Source organism: Streptococcus oralis, from assembly GCF_023110055.1.
Taxonomy (GTDB): Bacteria; Bacillota; Bacilli; order Lactobacillales; family Streptococcaceae; genus Streptococcus; species Streptococcus oralis_BY.
In genome coordinates, this window is record NZ_JALDVG010000001.1 from 670586 (window position 1) to 690995 (window position 20410).

Genomic DNA, 20410 nt, shown 5'->3' on the forward strand with positions numbered 1-20410 from the left:
ATCACCTCTTAAAATCCCATTTTTTCTGCCTTAGCAATGACGTCTTCGATTGAACCGACACCACGGAAGGCATCTTCTGGTAACTGGTCATGTTTTCCTTCAAGGATTTCCTTAAAGCCACGAACTGTTTCCGCTACTGGCACATAAGAACCAGGTTGACCAGTAAATTGTTCTGCAACGTTAAAGTTTTGAGACAAGAAGAACTGGATACGACGGGCACGTGCAACCAAGGTCTTTTCTTCATCAGAAAGTTCATCCATACCAAGGATAGCAATGATATCTTGCAATTCATGGTAACGTTGAAGGACACGTTTAACCTCAGCAGCAACTGCGTAGTGCTCCTCACCAACAATCTCAGGTGCCAAGGCACGAGAGCTTGAAGCCAACGGATCAACGGCTGGGTAGATACCCAACTGTACCAACTTACGTTCCAAGTTTGTAGTTGAATCCAAGTGAGCAAAAGCTGTTGCTGGCGCAGGGTCAGTATAGTCATCCGCAGGCACGTAGATAGCCTGGATAGAGGTTACAGAACCCTTCTTGGTTGATGTGATACGCTCTTGCAATTGACCCATTTCCGTAGCAAGTGTTGGCTGGTAACCAACGGCTGAAGGCATACGACCCAAAAGGGCAGATACTTCTGAACCAGCTTGAGTGAAACGGAAGATATTATCAATAAAGAGAAGCACATCTTGGCCTTCTACATCACGGAAGTATTCGGCGATTGTCAAACCAGTAAGGGCAACACGCATACGGGCTCCTGGTGGCTCATTCATCTGACCAAATACCATGGCTGTTTTCTCGATAACGCCTGATTCTTTCATTTCCCAGTAAAGGTCATTCCCTTCACGAGTACGTTCTCCAACACCGGTAAATACTGAAATACCACCGTGTTCTTGGGCAATGTTGTGAATCAATTCTTGAATCAAGACAGTTTTACCAACTCCGGCACCACCAAAGAGTCCAACTTTCCCACCTTTAAGGTAAGGGGCAAGAAGGTCGATAACCTTAATCCCTGTTTCCAAAATTTCAGATGAGGTAGACAATTCATCAAAAGTTGGAGCTTTCTTATGAATTGGCTGACGCTCAGCGTCCTCAGCGAAAGGAGCATCCAAGTCAATGGTATCTCCCAAAACGTTGAAGACACGTCCCAAAGTTTCTTTACCTACTGGAACGGAGATTGGACGTCCTGTGTCCAAAACTTCCATTCCACGAGTCAAACCATCTGTTGATTCCATGGCGATCGTACGAACCATACCATCACCCAACTCCAAGGCTACTTCAAGGACGATTTTTGTTTTTCTTTCGTCATTTTTGTAGACGACAAGTGCATTATTAATCTCAGGAAGTGTTTCCCCTGCTGCAAACAAGACGTCTACAACGGGTCCGATAACCTGAGCAATTTTACCTGAACTCATCTCCTTCTCCTATTCTATATAAGATACTGTCGGTTCCTAGCTCAACTAGGTCCTAAGTTCATTTTGATACGAGGGAGGCAAAGCCTTATTCTAAGGCACTAGCCCCCGCTACGATTTCTGTAATTTCTTGTGTAATCGCCGCTTGTCTAGCACGGTTATACTGAATTGTCAAATCATTGATGACCTTTTTGGCATTATCGGTCGCCGTTTGCATGGCTGTCATACCTGCAGCATTCTCAGCTGTCTTGGCATCGATAATAGCCCCGTAAATCATACTTTCGGCATACTGTGGCAACAACTGCTCTAGAATCTCATCACGGCTCGTTTCCAACTCAAAGGTCAAGCTATACTCTTCATCCGCTTCATTTGGATCCAAGTCAACAATCGGAAGCATTTGTTCCACACGCATTTGACTTGTGAGAGTATTGACATGATGGTTGTAGCAGACGTACAATTCATCAAAAAGTTCGTTTTGGTACATCTCAATCGTTTTTGAAATAATTTTACGAACTTCATCAAAACTAGGTTGATCCGCCAAGCCACGTAGTTCATAGATTGGCTGAATACCACGAGCCTTAAAGAAATCAGCACCCATACCACCAATACAGATTATCTCAAAATCTTTACCATCTGGATGGTATTCTTCTTTCAACTCCATAACGGCTTTAAGGATGGAAGCATTATAACCTCCAACCAAGCCACGGTCTGAAGTGATAACGATATAGCCTGTTTTCTTAACTGGGCGACTGATGAGCATCGGATTGGTAGAACCACCAGATCCGTTACCATGCAGAATATCCGTCAAAAGCTTACGAACTTTCTGAGCATAAACTTGGAAGTTGCGCGCTGCTTCTTCAGAGCGACCTAACTTGGCAGCCGATACCATTTGCATGGCATTAGTGATTTGACTCGTATTTTTGGTTGAGGCGATTTTTGTTTTAATATCATTTAGAGATACTGCCATCTGACACCTCTATTCTTATTGGAAGCTGGATTGATTGAGAAACTCTGTAATCGCAGCATCCAAGACTGCTTCTTCTGGCAAGTCTTTTGTTTCACGAATGGTTTCCAAAATCTCTGGATAATGAGCATCAAAGAAAGTATGGAACTCTTCCTCAAAACGAACAATGTCATCTACTGGAATCGTATCCAAGAAACCATGTGTCAAAGCATAGAGAATGGTTACTTGTTTCTCAACAGGTAGTGGTTTATGAACAGGTTGTTTCAATACTTCCACAGTACGACGTCCACGGTTCAACTTAGCCTGTGTTGCTGCATCCAAGTCAGAACCAAACTTAGTGAAGGCTTCCAACTCACGGTATGAAGCAAGGTCGATACGAAGTGTACCAGCTACTTTCTTCATGGCTTTGATTTGTGCCGAACCACCTACACGGGATACAGACGAACCCGCATCAATGGCTGGACGAATACCCGCATTGAAGAGACCATCACCAAGGAAGATTTGTCCATCAGTGATAGAGATCACGTTGGTTGCGATATAGGCAGAGATATCTCCTGCTTGTGTCTCGATAAATGGTAGGGCTGTAATAGATCCACCTCCAAGTTCATCAGAAACTTTAGCTGAGCGCTCAAGCAAACGGCTGTGAAGGTAGAAAACATCCCCTGGGAAGGCTTCACGACCTGGTGGACGACGAAGCAAGAGGGAAAGCTCACGATAAGCGACCGCTTGTTTTGAAAGATCATCGTAAACAATCAAAACATGCTTGCCTTGGTACATAAATTCTTCCGCCATAGCAACTCCAGCATAAGGAGCTAGGAAGAGCAATGGAGATGGTTGTGAAGCAGAGGCTGTCACAACGATTGTATAGTCCAAGGCACCGTACTGACGAAGTGTTTCCACTTGTGTACGGACTGTTGATTCTTTTTGTCCAATCGCTACGTAGATACAGATCATATCTTGCCCTTTTTGGTTCAAGATTGTATCAATCGCAATGGTTGTTTTCCCTGTCTGACGGTCACCGATAATCAACTCACGTTGACCACGACCAATCGGTACAAGGGCGTCAATAGCTTTCAAACCTGTTTGCAATGGTTCTGATACAGACTTACGCTCCATAACACCAGGAGCTGGTGCTTCTACTGGACGAGTCTTGTCAGTATGGATTTCTCCGAGACCATCAACGGGACGACCAAGTGGATCCACAACACGTCCAATCAAGTTATCACCGACAGGAACTTCCATGATTTTACCCGTGCGACGGATAGTGTCTCCTTCACGGATATCCGTGAAGTCACCGAGAATGATGATCCCAACGTCTGTTGATTCCAAGTTTTGCGCCATACCATAAGAGCCGTTTTCAAAAATCAAGAGCTCTCCACTCATGGCATTTTCAAGGCCGTGGGCACGCGCAATACCGTCCCCGATATAGGTTACAACACCAGTTTCAGTCACATCAAAAATGGGTTTGAAATTTTCAATTTGTTGCTTAATTAAAGCGCTGATTTCTTGTGCGTTAATTGCCAAAAGAACACCACTTTCTATTTCAAATTTTCTTTAACAACACGAAGTTGCTGTTTAATACTCACATCAATTGTCTTGTGATTGGCAAAAATGACAAAACCACCAATGAGACTTTCATCGATTTGTTCTTTGATAGTCCGAACTTTCAGAGACATTTTTTTCTCAATCAAAGGAAGCAATCGCGCCTTCTGGTCATCTGTTAATGGATGAGCGGAGGCAATCGTTACTTCAAATCGATTCGTTTCTTTTTCAAGTCGACTCAAACAATCTACAATTACTTCATAAAATAAATTTGCTCTGTGATTGTATAGCAGCACCTGAAAAAAGTTTTGCATTAATGGTGACACTGAGTCTTGGAAGAAACGAACGGTTTTTTCCTTATCCGACTCACCTACTGCCACTTGACCTAAAAAAGAAGGCAAGTCTGTTTCTTCTGCGACTTGCTTGATTTGAGCTAAGTCAGAAAAGATACGGTCTTCTTCTCCCTTTTCAATCACCAATTGGACAAAAGGCATGCTGTATTTTTCAATTACCTTTACTGTCTTTTTGTCCATTAAGCTTCTCCTAGCTGATCGATGTACTGATCAATGAGTTCTTTATGGGCTTGTCCGTCAAGGTTTTGTGAGATGATTTTACCAGCGAGACTAATCGTCAAATCTGCTACCTCACCCTTAACGCTTTGTAAAGCTTCCGCTTTATTTTGAGCAATTTCTTGGTTAGCTTTTTCTTTCAAGCGTCCTGCTTCCAGTTTCGCCTCAGCCAAGATGTCAGCTCTACTTTTCTCAGCTGTTTCCTTTGCATTCTCGATAATTGTCTTAGCTTCCGAACGGCTACCTGCCAACTCAGCTTCACGTTTGCTAGCGAGTTCTTCGGCCTTCTTACGGGCAGCTTCTGCTCCGTCAATATCTGAAGAAATTTTTTCAGCACGTTCATCTAAAATATTGGTAAGATTTCCCCAGGCATATTTTTTCACTAAAAAAATTAATAAAAGGAAGGAACCAGCGATAAGAATAAAGTCACCAATAATGGTACTAATAGTTAAATCCATCTTCTAATCCTCCTCTACTTACTCTTCCCCAGCATTTATCTTCTTACCAATGTACATCGATGACAACATGGTAAAGACATAGGCTTGAATACATGAAATGAAAATCGAAAAGGCTGTCCATAACATGTTTGCGATAAAGGCAAAAGGATACCAATACAAAGCATTTTGTGACAAGGCTAATAGCAATCCAGCTAAGACCTCACCGGCAAAAATATTTCCGTAGATCCGAATCGCCAAGGAAGCAAAATTGGTGAACTCTTCTAAAATGTTCATCGGAGTCATAAAGCCAGGTGTAACAAATGCTCTCAAATATTCTTTAACGCCTCTACGACGAACTCCTTCTACATGGGCGATCAAAGTGATCAAGAATGATAGGGATAAATCGTATCCAAGGTTGGCTGTTGGGGAAGTCCACAAGTTATAACCGTTTGTTGTTTGTACTTTTGCCATTAAGCCGATATTATTGGCAACCAAGATAAACAGAAATAGAGAAAACAGAAATAAGGAATAATCCTTGATGTATGATTCTCCAATGTTTGGTTTGGTAAAACCAATCACAAAGTCGTAAATCATCTCAAGAGCATTTTGTTTGCCCTTTGGACGGATGGTCATTTTACGACTTGCCCAGTAGACAAAGGCAAAAACCATCAAAACAGTTACAAGAGACATGGCAAGCAGGGTCAAATCAAAGGATATTGGTCCAATATTAACGGTTGGATTCAAACTTTCTTCCATGGTTTGACACCTCCATTTCTAAATAGAGTTGTCTATTTAATGACAAATGACATCGCCAAGGTTACAAAGAATGTTCCTTCGATAAAGGCAATTCCCATGATCATCAAACTACGCAATTGTGGGATGATGTCTGGTTGGCGTGCTGCAGACTTGAACAAACCGTTCATCAAAAATCCTTCTGCAAGGGATACACCCATACAGGCAAGACATAGACCGAAAAATGTTAAATTCATGATGAATTCTCCTTTTTATTTAAATTTACTTCCTTAGTTTAGTCCTAAAATTTGTTTTTGTCAACTTTTTACTAACATTGAAAGCGTTTCATATGATTTATTTCTATTTTTGCTGTTTTTACCCCATTCTATAGAAAGTTTTTCCATTTTAGATTGCGAATTTTTCTTGATTTTACTCTATTTTCTGAAACAAACTGAAAAATCCAAGTTAAGAACTTGGATCGATTCATTTTATTTAAAATAGTAGGAATAGTGTTGTTTACAACCTGGATTAAATGGTGCACTGCAGTAAGGACAAGCCATCTGTTTTTGGTATTCTTGGAAAGTCATTGTCCTCTTACAAACCCCACATAAAATCGGTCGATCCTCAGAAAGCGCCAAGGGATAGGGCGAAAACACATGCGTTTCTATAGCATTATGGCACTGATAACAAGCATAATATTTTTTACACTCATAGCACTGGAGGGAAACGATGTCCTTTTCGCTATGATAATGAACACATCTTCCTTCATCATCAACTAACAAACCTTGTGCTTGATTCATTCACTTTTCCTTCTCTAGGCACGAACTGTGACGCTGGTTCCATCTTCCTTATAGAGATTGATGAGACCTTCCTTGAGAGCGCGGACCATATCCCCAGCTTGAACAGGTTGTGGAACCTTAATGGTCAAGAGTTCCATTGGATTTGGGGCTCGGTCGATTTTATTGCCCTTGGCATCATGAAGATCTTCGATATAAGTATCAAAATGACGGAAACCTGGTCCATAAAACTCCACTTGGTCGCCTTCGTTGATGACATTCCGTTGACGAATGGTTGCCGTTTGAGTCGCATCATCATACGCTACCACTTCAGCGACAAACTTATATTCAGGAATTTTACGACGAGCGCCAAATAACTGTTCATTTTCTGTAGGTGTACCATAGTAGAAACCTGTTGCCAATTCACGTTGAGCAACCTTCCACATCTCGTCTACCAAGTCTTGTTTGATGGCTTCAAATTTCTCAGGACTTTCGAGATAAGCATCTACAGCCGCCTTGTAACAGTTGGTCACAGTTGAAACATAGTGGATAGATTTCATGCGGCCTTCAATCTTAAGACTGTCCACACCGTTTTCGATCATATCTGGAATATGGTCAATCATAGACATGTCAACGGCTGACATTGAAAATTCTTCTGGGATTTCACCTTTCAGACTTTTACGTTCTTGACCAAAGGGCATGTCATAAAGATCGTATTTCCAACGACAAGACTGAGAACAACCACCACGGTTGGCATCACGCATACTCATGTGGTTTGAGAGCGTACAGCGACCTGAGTAAGAAATACACATGGCTCCATGGACAAAGGCCTCAATCTCAACATCAGTACGTTTGCGAATCTCTGCCAATTCTTCCATTGAAACTTCACGGGCCAAAACCACGCGAGTTAGACCAAGTTCTTTCCAGAACTCTAAAGTTTCATAGTTCGTCGCACTGGCTTGGGTTGAAAGGTGGATTTCAAGACCTGGTGCTTCTGTTGCTGCAATCATAATCAAGGCTGGATCTGACACGATAACTGCGGCAATCCCAATGTCACGCAACTTACGGAACCATTCTCCAGCACCAGCTTCGTTTCCTTCGTGCATAACCATGTTAGCAGCCACATAGACCTTGGCACCGTACTTAGCAGCAAACTGCACGCCTTCTTCCATCTGTTCAAAGGTGAAGTTTCCTGCACGGCTACGAAGACCATAGGCTTGCCCACCGATAAAGACTGCGTCCGCACCATATTGGACAGCTACTTTCAGCTTCTCTAAAGTTCCTGCAGGTGATAAAACCTCAGGACGTTTTAATGTTTTTGTCATTTTTTCTCCTATTTGCAATATAAAAGTTTGACGTTTTTCCTTCTCATTTTATAGTAAATAAGCGATAAAATCAAGCCTAGACAGATTGTTTTGACAATTCTAATCTTTTCTAAAACAAAAAACTAGCCTTTCTAGACTAGTTGTTCTCAAGATAAAATTCAAAGCGTTCACCAACGTATTGGCTCTTTACATACTCGAAAGCCGTCCCATCTTCAAGATAAGAGACCTGAGTCAAGGCTAAAATGGCATGCCCCTTTTCGACTTCTAGATAGTGAGCAATTTTTTCCTTAGCCAATCTCGCATAAATGGTCTGTTGGGATTTGCCAATCCGGTAGCCATGTTGTTGCAAGGTTTGGAAGAAATGACTGGTGATTTCTTCTTTTTTGAAATCCTTAATGAATTTCTCAGGAATGGATGCGACTTCATAGACTAGTGGAACTTGGTCAGCGTAACGCACCCGTTCCATGCGGATAATATTCTCTGTTGGAGTAATCCCTAGCTTAGCGACCTCTTGCTCATTTGGAATGGTTCTTCTGTAAGAAATGAGTTGACTAGAAGGGACTTTACCTTGAGATTTGACAATCTCCGTAAAACTAGTCGTTCCCCGCATTTTTTCTTGGACACGAGTGCTAGAGACAAAGGTTCCACTTCCTACACGACGCTCCAAAACTCCTTCCTCAACCAAGAGAGAGATAGCCTGGCGTAATGTCATCCGGCTAACTTGAAACTGTTCAGCTAAATCTCGCTCACTTGGAAGTCTCTCTCCGATTTTCCAATGATGCTCATCTATATCCTTCTTGATCTGATCATGGATTTTCATATAAGCTGGTAACATGATTCTCACTTCTTTTCTTTATTTTCTCCATTGTACCGTATTTGCTAAGAAAAAGTCAAACTTTGCCTTGTTTAGTTGGTAATTTACCCCTATTTGTGATAGAATATTGAAAAAGATATTTCTTTTGAGAAAGGAAAAAGATGAGCAACATTTCAACTGATTTGCAAGATGTCGAAAAAATCATCGTGCTGGACTATGGTAGCCAATACAACCAGCTGATTTCACGCCGTATTCGTGAAATTGGTGTTTTTTCAGAGCTAAAAAGTCATAAAATCTCAGCTGCAGAGGTTCGTGCGATTAACCCTGTAGGGATCATCCTCTCTGGTGGACCAAACTCTGTATACGAAGATGGTTCATTTGATATTGACCCAGAAATTTTTGAACTTGGTATTCCAATTTTGGGAATCTGCTACGGTATGCAACTTTTAACTCATAAACTTGGAGGAAAAGTTGTCCCTGCTGGTGATGCTGGTAACCGTGAGTATGGCCAATCACCACTTACTCATACCACTTCAGCCCTCTTTGAAGGAACTCCTGAAGAACAGATTGTGTTGATGAGCCATGGCGATGCTGTTACAGAGATCCCAGCTGATTTCGTTCGTACTGGAACTTCTGCTGACTGTCCTTATGCAGCTATTGAAAACCCCGACAAGCACATCTATGGTATCCAATTCCACCCAGAAGTTCGCCATTCTGTATACGGGAATGATATCCTTCGCAACTTTGCCCTTAACATCTGTAAGGCTAAAGGCGACTGGTCAATGGACAACTTTATCGATATGCAGATCAAGAAAATCCGTGAAACTGTAGGTGACAAGCGTGTTCTTCTCGGTCTATCAGGTGGTGTTGACTCTTCTGTTGTTGGCGTTCTTCTCCAAAAAGCGATCGGTGATCAATTGATCTGTATCTTTGTGGATCATGGGCTTCTCCGTAAGGGAGAAGCTGATCAAGTTATGAACATGCTTGGTGGTAAGTTTGGTTTGAATATCGTCAAAGCAGACGCTGCAAAACGCTTCCTTGATAAACTTGCTGGCGTTTCTGACCCTGAACAAAAACGTAAAATTATCGGTAACGAATTTGTTTATGTCTTTGATGACGAAGCAAGCAAGCTAAAAGATGTAAAATTCCTTGCTCAAGGAACGCTTTACACTGACGTGATTGAGTCTGGTACAGATACTGCTCAAACCATCAAATCACACCACAATGTTGGTGGTCTTCCAGAAGACATGCAGTTTGAATTAATTGAACCATTGAACACTCTTTATAAAGACGAAGTCCGTGCCCTTGGTACAGAACTTGGTATGCCAGACCACATTGTATGGCGCCAACCATTCCCAGGACCAGGACTTGCTATCCGTGTCATGGGTGAAATCACTGAAGAAAAACTAGAAACTGTTCGTGAGTCTGATGCTATCCTTCGTGAAGAAATCGCTAAAGCTGGTCTTGACCGCGATATCTGGCAATACTTCACTGTCAACACAGGCGTTCGTTCAGTCGGTGTTATGGGTGATGGTCGTACTTACGACTACACGATTGCCATCCGCGCTATCACTTCTATCGATGGTATGACAGCTGATTTCGCGAAAATTCCATGGGAAGTCCTTCAAAAGATCTCTGTACGTATCGTAAATGAAGTAGATCACGTTAACCGTATCGTCTACGACATTACAAGTAAACCACCTGCAACCGTTGAGTGGGAATAACAGAAGCAAATATGTTACTGTTACGAAACGCATGAAAACACAGGGGATTGAGCAATTTTGATGTAGTAAAATTCTCTAAATGATACTGTTTTGATACTGAAAACAAGAAAAAGCAGGTCTGAAAGGGAGTTGTTGAATTTAGGTTAATAGTATAGAAAGCCTTCCATCATTTTGGTGGGAGGCTTTTGTGGAAGTAGTGAGTGACACAAAACTGAATTTTGGGAGGTAGATATAAATGGATATTGTGAAAAATAATCTTACCAATCTCATACCAATTGTTAATCCAGCATTAAAAATTGAGAAAGGTATTAAATTAGCTATTATGTATAGGATTCTTCCTACCACAGAAATCGACTCTTCAGAATTAGTAAAAGAAGCATATAAAAAATTATATGGTGAAAATATTCCGGAATCGGCAGATACAATATTTAATGCTTTCATTCCTTTTTTGGATTTTTGTAGAGCAAAATTAATTTTATTAAATCATAATGTTAGAAATCTTGAACAAGAAGAATTACTAAGACTTGTATATCTTCATTTAGATGAAATTTTTAACGGATATAGTGATTTGGAATCATTATTTAATAGATATTTTGATTTAATGTATTCATTCTCAAATATGATGCCTGTACCAAAATACTTTAATGGAAGCGATAATAAGAATGGTAAGGGAACATGGGAACTAAATAAGGATTATCCTTCAATTTATTATAAAAATCTTGAGGATGAAGATTCTTCAATAGATAATGTAACAGAGATGAAAAAATGGTTGGATGAAAATATGGAAAAATATAGAATCGAACAAATGTATATGCTTGAACCTCCATATCCTATCGATGAATACTATGGGTATAATGATGATAAATTAGATAATTTAATTAGTTTTATTAAGAATGCAATCAGGTTAATTGAAGATAGATTCAATTAAGTTAATTGAATAGTCATATTATAAAAAGCACATAACTTTAAGATTGTAAAATCTTTCAGCTATGTGCTTTTTCTGTGCTTGTTTTAAATCCAGCGCAACTTTGGCATTTATTCCGCTTTTATATAACTTTACATTGCTTTCCTCAAAGGGAACATAATCTTTTTTCAGACTGTCAGGGTAGTTTGCCTTCCAATCCTGCAAGGCTTCTTTAGTGATTTCATTGTTTTCATACTTCTGTTTCATTTTCTTCCAATCTTCAAGCATAATTCGTATTCTCAAAATAGCTTCACTGCCGAAATATATACCTGTAGTAGTATATCAGAGATCTTCGTCATTCATAATAACCTGTCTTATATTAACCTCAATACTGTCATCCAACTTAAATAAAAATCGCATAAGGTCATGCTCCGTGTACGGAAAGGCAGGTTCTTTCAGATAATCTTTATTTACATGGAGTGCAGCGGAAATATTTTCTAAGACATCATATTTAGGAGTGCGAATATCAAGCTCATATTGTCTGATTCTAACATCATCTAAATGCGTTCTGTCTCCTAATGCTTTTTGAGTGATTCTCCGTAGTTCACGGAATTTCTTTATCAATTTACCCAAACTCAATTTTATCACCGCCTTAGGAACAAATATGCTATGGTAATTATTGAGTTTGAATAGTTTTCCTTTTAGTAATATGTAAAACCACTGAATCTCACTGCTTCAGTGGTTTTTCTTTCAATTTTGAAATTCGATGGTTTCAAGGTTGTAGGAATGCCTACAACTCCTTACTTCTCTTTTTAAATTCCTGAAACCATGCTATAATATAATCAGTATAAGTCCAATAAACTGACCATCGAAGTCAGCGATAAAGATTTCTTACATCATCCGTAAGTGTTATTCTACTCTGATTCATACTATAATGAAAGTAACAAAAGATGGAGGTGTTTCACATGGAAACCATTTTACGAGTAGAATCATTAACAAAGCATTATGGGAAAGAGCCGAATAGCACCAAGGCCTTGAACGGCATATCTTTTCAAGTTGTAAAAGGTGAGTTCTTAGGAATTATGGGGAGTAGCGGTTCTGGGAAAACAACCCTTCTTAACTGTCTCGCCACAATCATCAAGCCAACTGACGGCTCTATTCAAATGCAAGAAAAAGATTTAGGTCAGTTAAAAGGGAACCAGTTAGCTGATTATCGTGGCAAGGAAATTGGTTACCTCTTTCAAAATTTTGAGCTCTTGGACAATCTTACGGCCAAAGAAAATATTTTACTCCCCTTGTCTTTGCACAAGGTCGATGCCGACGAAAGCAAGGTTCGGTTAGAATTGCTTTCCCAGTATCTGGATATTTCTGAACTTCTGGATAAGTTCCCTTCTCAATTATCAGGTGGTCAACGACAAAGGGTAGCTGCTGCTCGTGCCTTGATTTTAGACCCTAAAATTGTATTTGCGGATGAGCCCACTGGGGCTTTGGACTCTAAAAATGCAAGCATTTTGATGCAGAAACTATCTGAAATGAATCAAGTGGAAGAAACCACCATTCTCATGGTTACCCACGATTCAGTTGCAGCCAGCTTTTGCAACCGCATCTTGTTTATCCAAGACGGAAAACTATTCCATGAAATCCGTCGTGATTATCCAAGAGAAAGTCAAGAAGACTTCTACCACAGAATACTAAAGGTCATTGCAGCCCTAGCTGGAGGTGATGGCAATGTTTTCTAAATTAGTCTCAAGAAATAGCAAGAGAGATCGAAAGAATAACAGCTTGTATTTTAGTTCTATGGTTCTTTCCATCATCTCCTTTTACATCATCCTTTCTTTGTCTCATCAAGATGTGATGATCTTTCTCAAACAAATAGAAAGTGACGCTGTAAATAAACTCTTTAGCATGATTCCCATTCTTTATGTAGCAACACTCTTTATCCTCTTTTTTCTAGTCTATTTCGCAAGCAGTATGCAGATGGAAAGAAGAAAACATGAATTTGGTGTTTATCTCACACTAGGCATGCGGAGAGGTAAACTGTTCTTACTGCTCCTACTCGAGGATTTGAGAAACAGCATCCTTGCTCTTGGAATAGGCCTTCCTATTGCCATCTTGATTTCAGAACTGATTAGCCTAATAACCGCTAAAATTGTTGGGTTGGGGATTATTGAACATCAATTTTCTCTATCTACTACAGCTCTAGTCTATACAGTCATCGGCTTCCTAGCTGTTAAATTAGTCGTCTTTGTTCTTTTAAGTGCAAAAACAGCCAATAAGGAAATCGGAGATCTTCTTGCCTATTCTCCTTCTGGTATGAAGAAACTACTTCCCAAAGGGGTATACCTTCTTACTTCCGTCCTCGGAATCTTGCTTCTCGGAACAGCCTATTACTTGGGGATGAGTAGACGAGCTTGGGAAAGTGTCATAACCATGGGCTTCACTGTTCTCTTGGGAACTTTTGGAACTATCCTACTCTTCTTTGGTATGCGTTTATTTATAGACTTTTTGGTTAAGCTTGGAAGCAATCGAAAACTCCACACCTATAATTTTAGACAGATTCAGGAATTAGTTATCCAGCACTCAACTATACTGGCCATCTGCTCCCTCTTAATCTTCTCTGCCTTGTGCCTCTTTGGAGCAGGTATTGCTATTTCAAGTGGCAATTCAGGCAATCAAACCCACGTATTGGATTATACATTTAGAGATAGCAAGCAGGAAACAGACGAAAATCTTGATATAGACAAAGTTAAAAAAGAGCTTGAAGCTGCAGGACTAGCATCACAGTTTTCAAAGATTCTGCAAATCAAAGTTGGCAAACCGAAAGAACACGAGTCCGTGTCCTTCGAAGAGATCATCAAGGAGTTGAAAAAGCAAAAAGGCAGCAAGAACATGGAAATTTTGCTCCAAAGATTTAAACAGTCTACTACTTCCCACCTCATACCAGTTTCCGAATACAATGAACTTAGAAAGGCTGCCAATCTCCCTCCTATAGAATTAACTAGCAGGGAAGCCTACTTGTATATGGGGAAAGATTTTCTCCCAGATGAAAGTCTCGTCAACTCTGTTCTGAAGACGAAGCCTCAAATCAAAGTCATGGGGAATGAGGTAAAATTGATTGGAGAGGTTCAGTCTTTACCGATTGTAACGGATCGTGAAATCACCCTCTCTGTTGCCCTCATAGTCCCAGATGAAGTCTTTATGAACTATACAGACGGTCGCTACTCGAACTATGTCAGCGGTATCTTAGCTCCTGAGCTAGTCAAGGAAAAAGGCCTGATGAGGGCTATCTCAGATACCAATGAAAAGCTAAATCAAACCTCTCTTGGCTATGAAAGCTATATACAAAATATGGGAAGACAATTATTTTACATTATCTCTGCTAGCTATATCACCATCTATCTGGCTATCATCTTCCTTGTTGTCGCAAATACAATTATAGGCGTTCAGTTTTTGATGGGACAAAGACAATCCTACAGACGATACCAAACCTTGATCCATCTCGGAGCCAACTACGAAACTCTTTGTAAATCTTCAGAAAAGCAAATCAACTGGTATTTTGGTCTACCAATAGCCCTTGCACTTATCAGTAGTAGCTTCGGAGTAAGCTCCCTCCTCACAGGAATAGTACCCGCTAGCGCAAGAATGGCCATGGGGCAGAAATTTATCACAGCCATGCTGATAGTACTTCTCTTAACTGGATTTGAAATCATCTATATAAGAATTGTAAAGAAAAATAGCAACAAGTACTTGTTGTCCTTAATGGAACCTAAAAGAGATGAATAAGGTAAAATAAATTAGGAAAAGGAGGAACCGGTATGAAGCATATTCTGGTTATTGAAGATGAAGCCTTGATTCGAGATGAAATTGTTATTTTGTTAGAGAAAACGGGTTATCAAGTTGATAAGTTGACTGACTTCAAAGATACAAGCCAGCAAGTATTGCAATACGATACGGATTTAATCATACTGGATTTGAATTTGCCGGGAGAAACAGGTTTTCAAATTTGTAAAAATCTCAAGTCCAAACGCTCTGTGCCCATATTGGTTCTCACCTCCCGTGAACAACTAAAAGATGAGATTTACGCCCTGAAATTAGGGGCAGATGAGTATCTAACAAAGCCTTTCAAGAAAGAAAGATTTTTGGCACGTATAGAAAATATCTTGAAACGCTATGAAGGCAGACAAAATCTACTTGAAAAAGATAATTTTCTGCTGGATAGACAGACCTATACCCTTTATATCAATGGACACTCGATTTTACTCCCCCAAAATCAAGGGAAATTGTTAGAAACCTTATTGGTTACTAATGCTCCTGTCGTCACAAAAGAAGAACTAAGTATGAAACTGTGGAATACAACTGAGTTCATCGATGAAAATGCCCTACAAGTGAACATTGCAAGACTAAAAAAGGTGATGAAACAGGCTGGCATTGCCCTTCAAGTCAAGTCCGTCAGAGGTATTGGTTACAAGCTTGAAGAGGTAAGTCCAGATGAAACATAATCTAAAATATCTAGCTAGTTATCTGCCTTGGTTACTTGTTCTCTTAGCATTTGATCTATTTACAGCTGTCCTGCTTTGGCTTTCAGATGTGAGAATGTTTCAAGCCCTCATCCTTCTCTATATTTTAGCCACCGTCCTGCTTTTTTTCATCCTATCATTCTTACTCATAAAAACAGAAAGAAAAAAATCATCTGCCTATAAAGCCTTCATAGCCAATCCCAAGACGGATACTGAGCTTGAATTATTGCATTTATCAAGTGCCTCAGAAAAAGAAAGCATTGAAAAAATAGCAGATACACTTTATCAAAAGCAGGCTGAAATAGGAAAACTCAACTCATTACTAGCCGAGTATGAGGACTATGTTGAAAAATGGGCGCATGAGATTAAACTCCCTCTGTCGCTTCTTTCCCTCCTTTTGGACAATCAAAGCGACCAGTTGCCTGAGGATACAGCTTTTAAGTTGGACTATGTGAAAAAGCAAATCCAAGAAAATGTATCACAGATCCTATTCTACTACAGGGTGAAAAGTGAGAAAAATGATTTTCTATTTGAATACCTTGACCTAGAAGAGTGTATCCAAGATCTTTTGGAAAACTTTGATCCCTTGCTCAAAGAAAAGAAATTTACGATTAAGGTAGAAAACATACAAGGAATCTGCTACACCGATCAACGCAGTTTTGAATTTATCCTCTCTCAAATCCTAGCCAACTCCATTAAATATAGCTCCGACAAACCCGAACTCAATATTTATATATCAAAAGACAAGGGACGTACAAGTCTGATTATTAGGGATAATGGCTGCGGAGTTAAAGCTTGTGACTTCCCTCATATCTTTGAGAAAGGTTTTACAGGTGATTCAGGAGAGACAAGGAAAAAATCAACAGGCATGGGCCTATATCTGGTCAAACAATTAGCAGATGCTTTAAAAATCGAAATCACAGTAAAATCCGAATGGATGCAAGGCTTTGAAATCTCTCTTTCTATTTAGTCATTTTTCAATTAAGAAAATTGCCTAATCATAGAAAGCACATATTTTATACCAAAAAGGAAAGCACTTCTGCTTTCATTTTTTATTTACGTTTTTTCTTCGCTTTTTTCATTTTGTTGGCCATACGTTTCATAGACTGTTTCATGGCAAATTCGCCGATTTTACCTTTGAGTCCGCCACCAAACATCTGGCTCATATCTGGCATGCCTGCTCCTCCGAGACCTGACATATCCGGCATTCCACCTTGTCCCATCATGCCTTCAAGGGCAGACATATCCATCCCTCCCATATTTGGCATATTTTTTGGAAGGTTATTTGGGTTGATTCCCATCTGCTTCATCATCTTGTTCATATCCCCAGACATGACACCTTGCATGAGCTGTTTGGCCTGGTTAAAGTCCTTGATAAATTTATTGACTTCGACAAAGGTATTTCCAGAACCAGCAGCGATACGACGGCGACGACTTGGATTTAACAGATCAGGGTTTTCGCGTTCTTCAGGTGTCATAGAAGACACAATGGCACGTTTGCGCGCAATCTGGCGCTCATCCACCTTCATATTTTGAAGGGCAGGATTGTTAGCCATACCTGGAATCATCTTGAGCAAGTCTTCCATTGGCCCCATATTTTGCACCTGATCTAATTGGTCAATGAAATCATTGAAGTCAAAGGTGTTCTCACGCATCTTCTCAGCCATTTCAAGAGCTTTTTGCTCATCGTATTCTTGAGATGCTTTCTCGATCAAGGTCAGCATATCCCCCATGCCAAGGATACGACTTGACATACGATCTGGGTGGAAGGTTTCAATATCTGTTATCTTTTCACCCGTACCAGTGAACTTGATTGGTTTTCCAGTGATGTGACGAACAGACAAAGCTGCACCACCACGAGTATCCCCATCAATCTTGGTAAGAATAACCCCAGTCACTTCCAACTGAGCATTAAACTCACGCGCAACATTGGCCGCTTCCTGACCAATCATGGCATCAATGACAAGGAGGATTTCGTTTGGTTGAGCCAGTGCTTTAACATCACGAAGCTCATTCATAAGAAGTTCATCGATTTGTAAACGCCCTGCCGTATCGATCAAGACATAGTCGTTGTGATTGGCCTGCGCTTGCTCCAAACCTTGGCGAACAATTTCAACAGCAGGCACTTCTGTTCCAAGTGCAAAGACAGGAACATCGATTTGTTGTCCAAGTGTTTTCAGCTGATCGATGGCTGCTGGACGATAAATATCTGCCGCAATCATCAAAGGACGAGCATTTTCTTCCTTCTTGAGTTTATTAGCCAGCTTACCAGCAAAAGTCGTTTTACCAGCCCCTTGCAAACCGACCATCATGATAATGGTTGGAATTTTTGGTGACTTGATAATTTCTGCCGTATCGGAACCTAAAACAGCTGTCAATTCCTCATCAACGATTTTGATAATCTGTTGGGCTGGATTGAGGGTATCAATGACCTCGTGTCCGACTGCACGTTCACGAACCTTCTTGATAAAGTCCTTTACAACAGGCAAAGCAACGTCGGCTTCCAGCAAGGCCAAACGAATCTCTTTGGTTGCTTCCTGGACATCAGCCTCAGATATTTTTCCTTTTTTACGTAGATTTTTAAAGACGTTCTGTAAACGTTCTGTTAAACTTTCAAATGCCATTTTTTTCTCCTATGTTTCATTAATTCGGTGGAAAACGTCCAAAATCTTGTAAACAAACAAGTTTTTCTGGAGTGACTTCTTTCATTATCTCATTTGGATATCCCCAACAGCTAAATCCCTCTTGAAGAGCTCGAAAGATAGAATCAGACGAGAGGATTTGTAGCCTTGTGGGAAAAGGAGTCTCAGCAGCTAATAGTTTACAGGGTATACCTTTGTAGATGACTATACTCCCCATACTTATTCTCTGTTATCAATGCTTGTTAGAATTTCTATCTGCTCCTGCAGAAAGTCATCCTTGGGATAGCGCTCCAAGATCTGGTCAAAAATTTGACTACGGACAATATAGTCCGAGTACATGTGCAGTTTCATCTCATAATCTTCTAGAATCTTTTCCGTCCGCTTGATATTATCATAGACAGCCTGACGACTGACACCGAACTCTTCAGCAATCTCAGCAAGACTATAATCATCAGCATAATAGAGTTCAATATAGTTCATCTGCTTGTCTGTCAAAAGCGCCGCATAAAATTCAAAAAGGGCGTTCATACGATTGGTTTTTTCGATTTCCATAACTTTTATTATACCAAAAAAACTATTATACTGCTAGAGTAGAAGCACTTCAAATAGAGTAAGGAGAAGAAAAAAAGAACCTTGCAAGGCAAGATTCTTTTAGTGTCTGACTTAAATAATTGTTCTTCTGGGAACTTAATCGAATTAAGCTTCGATTTCTGTAACCATACCTGAACCAACAGTACGTCCACCCTCACGGATAGAGAATGTAGTACCTTGTTCTACGGCGATTGGGTGGATCAACTCAACGTCGATAGTCACGTTATCACCAGGCATTACCATTTCAGTACCTGCAGGAAGTTCGATTGAACCTGTAACGTCAGTAGTACGGAAGTAGAATTGTGGACGGTAGTTGTTGAAGAATGGAGTGTGACGTCCACCTTCTTCTTTAGTAAGGATGTAGACTTCACCTTTAAATTTAGTGTGTGGGTTGATTGAACCTGGTTTAGCGATAACTTGTCCACGTTCGATTTCGTCACGTTGAACACCACGAAGAAGGACACCTACGTTATCTCCAGCAAGACCTTCGTCAAGTTGTTTACGGAACATTTCAACACCAGTAACAACTGCTTTTTGAGTTTCTTCTTTGATACCAACGATTTCGATTTCGTCGTTGACACGAACAGTACCACGGTCGATACGTCCTGAAGCAACTGTACCACGTCCAGTGATTGAGAATACGTCTTCGACTGGAAGAAGCAATGGTTTTTCAGTGTCACGTTCTGGTTCTGGGATGTACTCATCAACAGTGTTCATCAATTCCATGATGATGTCTTCGTATTTAGAGTCACCTTCAAGAGCTTTAAGAGCTGAACCTTGGATAACTGGAAGATCGTCACCTGGGAAGTCGTATTCTGACAAGAGGTCACGGATTTCCATTTCAACCAATTCAAGCAATTCTTCGTCGTCTACCAAGTCAATTTTGTTCATGAAGACGATAAGGTGTTTAACACCAACCTGACGTGAAAGAAGGATGTGCTCACGAGTTTGTGGCATTGGTCCGTCAGTTGAAGCTACTACAAGGATAGCTCCGTCCATTTGAGCAGCACCAGTAATCATGTTTTTAACGTAGTCCGCGTGTCCTGGAGCGTCGATGTGAGCGTAGTGACGTTTTTCAGTTTCGTACTCAACGTGCGCAGTGTTGATAGTGATACCGCGTTCGCGTTCTTCTGGAGCAGCATCGATAGACGCATAGTCTTTAGGTTGGTTAACTGCTGAAGGCAAGCGACGTGCCAATACAGTTGTGATAGCTGCTGTCAAAGTAGTTTTACCGTGGTCAACGTGTCCGATAGTACCAATGTTAACGTGTGGTTTACTACGATCGTATTTTTCTTTTGCCATTTGAGTAAAAGCCTCCAATAAAATATATTTTATAGATAGACAGTAGGCAATACAGTCTAACTTTCCTTACTATTTTATCAAATTTCTGCTAAATTGCAAGTGTTTTACACATATTTTGTGAATTAATCTAAATCTTATCAAATCCTGTTCTTCTGCTTC

22 protein-coding genes are annotated in these 20410 nt (G+C 40.3%); 6 read left to right on the forward strand and 16 right to left on the reverse strand.

The window, feature by feature from the left end; all coding sequences use genetic code 11:
* Positions 1 to 8 precede the first annotated feature (8 nt).
* From atpD to M1G01_RS03260, 10 genes are all read right to left on the reverse strand, one after another.
* The gene (atpD, locus tag M1G01_RS03215; protein ID WP_000094372.1) at positions 9 to 1415 is read right to left on the reverse strand and encodes a F0F1 ATP synthase subunit beta; all 1407 of its coding nucleotides are present in this window, start codon (positions 1413 to 1415) and stop codon (positions 9 to 11) included.
* An 85-nt stretch (positions 1416 to 1500) separates the two neighbouring features.
* A complete protein-coding gene (locus M1G01_RS03220; protein WP_000301228.1) occupies positions 1501 to 2379 on the reverse strand; it encodes a F0F1 ATP synthase subunit gamma in 879 nt (292 codons plus the stop codon).
* Positions 2380 to 2394: 15 nt separating this feature from the next.
* Positions 2395 to 3900 (reverse strand): F0F1 ATP synthase subunit alpha, encoded by a 1506-nt coding sequence (gene atpA / locus M1G01_RS03225; RefSeq protein ID WP_049500256.1) that lies wholly within the window; start codon positions 3898 to 3900, stop codon positions 2395 to 2397.
* Between the two features lie 14 nt (positions 3901 to 3914).
* Positions 3915 to 4451, reverse strand: a complete 537-nt coding sequence (locus tag M1G01_RS03230) for a F0F1 ATP synthase subunit delta (RefSeq protein ID WP_000359021.1) — start codon at positions 4449 to 4451, stop codon at positions 3915 to 3917.
* Positions 4451 to 4945, reverse strand: a complete 495-nt coding sequence (gene atpF / locus M1G01_RS03235) for a F0F1 ATP synthase subunit B (protein ID WP_000366311.1) — start codon at positions 4943 to 4945, stop codon at positions 4451 to 4453. The genes M1G01_RS03230 and atpF overlap by 1 nt, the downstream gene beginning before the upstream one ends.
* An 18-nt stretch (positions 4946 to 4963) precedes the next feature.
* The gene (gene atpB, locus M1G01_RS03240) at positions 4964 to 5680 is read right to left on the reverse strand and encodes a F0F1 ATP synthase subunit A (protein WP_000392937.1); all 717 of its coding nucleotides are present in this window, start codon (positions 5678 to 5680) and stop codon (positions 4964 to 4966) included.
* A 32-nt stretch (positions 5681 to 5712) separates the two neighbouring features.
* Entirely contained in the window at positions 5713 to 5913 is a 201-nt protein-coding gene (locus M1G01_RS03245) for a F0F1 ATP synthase subunit C (RefSeq protein ID WP_001054551.1), read from the reverse strand.
* A 231-nt stretch (positions 5914 to 6144) separates the two neighbouring features.
* Positions 6145 to 6456 carry a CHY zinc finger protein gene (locus M1G01_RS03250; RefSeq protein WP_001070655.1) on the reverse strand — a complete coding sequence of 104 codons (312 nt, stop codon included), beginning with the start codon at positions 6454 to 6456 and terminating at the stop codon, positions 6145 to 6147.
* A gap of 14 nt (positions 6457 to 6470) precedes the next feature.
* Entirely contained in the window at positions 6471 to 7757 is a 1287-nt protein-coding gene (locus M1G01_RS03255; protein WP_000169100.1) for a peptidase U32 family protein, read from the reverse strand.
* A gap of 136 nt (positions 7758 to 7893) precedes the next feature.
* Complete coding sequence (locus M1G01_RS03260) at positions 7894 to 8592, reverse strand: GntR family transcriptional regulator (protein ID WP_000936178.1); 699 nt, start codon at positions 8590 to 8592, stop codon at positions 7894 to 7896.
* A 140-nt stretch (positions 8593 to 8732) separates the two neighbouring features.
* Here M1G01_RS03260 and guaA point away from each other — a divergent pair, with 140 nt between their 5' ends.
* A complete protein-coding gene (guaA, locus tag M1G01_RS03265) occupies positions 8733 to 10295 on the forward strand; it encodes a glutamine-hydrolyzing GMP synthase (RefSeq protein WP_247931151.1) in 1563 nt (520 codons plus the stop codon).
* A gap of 235 nt (positions 10296 to 10530) precedes the next feature.
* The gene (locus tag M1G01_RS03270; protein ID WP_049518589.1) at positions 10531 to 11223 is read left to right on the forward strand and encodes a hypothetical protein; all 693 of its coding nucleotides are present in this window, start codon (positions 10531 to 10533) and stop codon (positions 11221 to 11223) included.
* An 18-nt stretch (positions 11224 to 11241) separates the two neighbouring features.
* Here M1G01_RS03270 and M1G01_RS03275 read toward each other — a convergent pair whose 3' ends face one another.
* Positions 11242 to 11487, reverse strand: coding sequence for a hypothetical protein (locus tag M1G01_RS03275; protein ID WP_247929659.1), 246 nt, complete (start codon positions 11485 to 11487; stop codon positions 11242 to 11244).
* A gap of 54 nt (positions 11488 to 11541) precedes the next feature.
* Positions 11542 to 11838 (reverse strand): helix-turn-helix domain-containing protein, encoded by a 297-nt coding sequence (locus M1G01_RS03280; protein ID WP_247931152.1) that lies wholly within the window; start codon positions 11836 to 11838, stop codon positions 11542 to 11544.
* A 326-nt stretch (positions 11839 to 12164) separates the two neighbouring features.
* On the opposite strand from M1G01_RS03280, the gene M1G01_RS03285 reads away from it, so the two are divergent.
* From M1G01_RS03285 to M1G01_RS03300, 4 genes are read left to right on the forward strand one after another with little or no spacing between them, the layout of a single operon-like run.
* Entirely contained in the window at positions 12165 to 12938 is a 774-nt protein-coding gene (locus M1G01_RS03285; RefSeq protein ID WP_247931153.1) for an ABC transporter ATP-binding protein, read from the forward strand.
* Positions 12928 to 14982, forward strand: coding sequence for an FtsX-like permease family protein (locus M1G01_RS03290; protein WP_247931154.1), 2055 nt, complete (start codon positions 12928 to 12930; stop codon positions 14980 to 14982). The genes M1G01_RS03285 and M1G01_RS03290 overlap by 11 nt, the downstream gene beginning before the upstream one ends.
* 32 nt (positions 14983 to 15014) lie before the next feature.
* A complete protein-coding gene (locus M1G01_RS03295) occupies positions 15015 to 15698 on the forward strand; it encodes a response regulator transcription factor (protein ID WP_000680570.1) in 684 nt (227 codons plus the stop codon).
* Entirely contained in the window at positions 15688 to 16686 is a 999-nt protein-coding gene (locus tag M1G01_RS03300) for a sensor histidine kinase (protein WP_247931155.1), read from the forward strand. The genes M1G01_RS03295 and M1G01_RS03300 overlap by 11 nt, the downstream gene beginning before the upstream one ends.
* A gap of 82 nt (positions 16687 to 16768) precedes the next feature.
* On the opposite strand, the gene ffh is transcribed toward M1G01_RS03300, so the two are convergent.
* The 4 genes from ffh to tuf form a co-directional block, all read right to left on the reverse strand.
* The gene (gene ffh, locus M1G01_RS03305) at positions 16769 to 18340 is read right to left on the reverse strand and encodes a signal recognition particle protein (protein ID WP_000863609.1); all 1572 of its coding nucleotides are present in this window, start codon (positions 18338 to 18340) and stop codon (positions 16769 to 16771) included.
* Between the two features lie 19 nt (positions 18341 to 18359).
* Positions 18360 to 18575: a 2-oxoglutarate:acceptor oxidoreductase gene (locus tag M1G01_RS09665; RefSeq protein WP_345773256.1), complete on the reverse strand. Its 216-nt coding sequence runs from the start codon at positions 18573 to 18575 to the stop codon at positions 18360 to 18362.
* 2 nt (positions 18576 to 18577) lie between these two features.
* Positions 18578 to 18910 (reverse strand): putative DNA-binding protein, encoded by a 333-nt coding sequence (locus M1G01_RS03310; RefSeq protein ID WP_000402066.1) that lies wholly within the window; start codon positions 18908 to 18910, stop codon positions 18578 to 18580.
* Between the two features lie 144 nt (positions 18911 to 19054).
* Positions 19055 to 20251: an elongation factor Tu gene (gene tuf / locus M1G01_RS03315; RefSeq protein WP_001040720.1), complete on the reverse strand. Its 1197-nt coding sequence runs from the start codon at positions 20249 to 20251 to the stop codon at positions 19055 to 19057.
* Between the last annotated feature and the right edge of the window lie 159 nt (positions 20252 to 20410).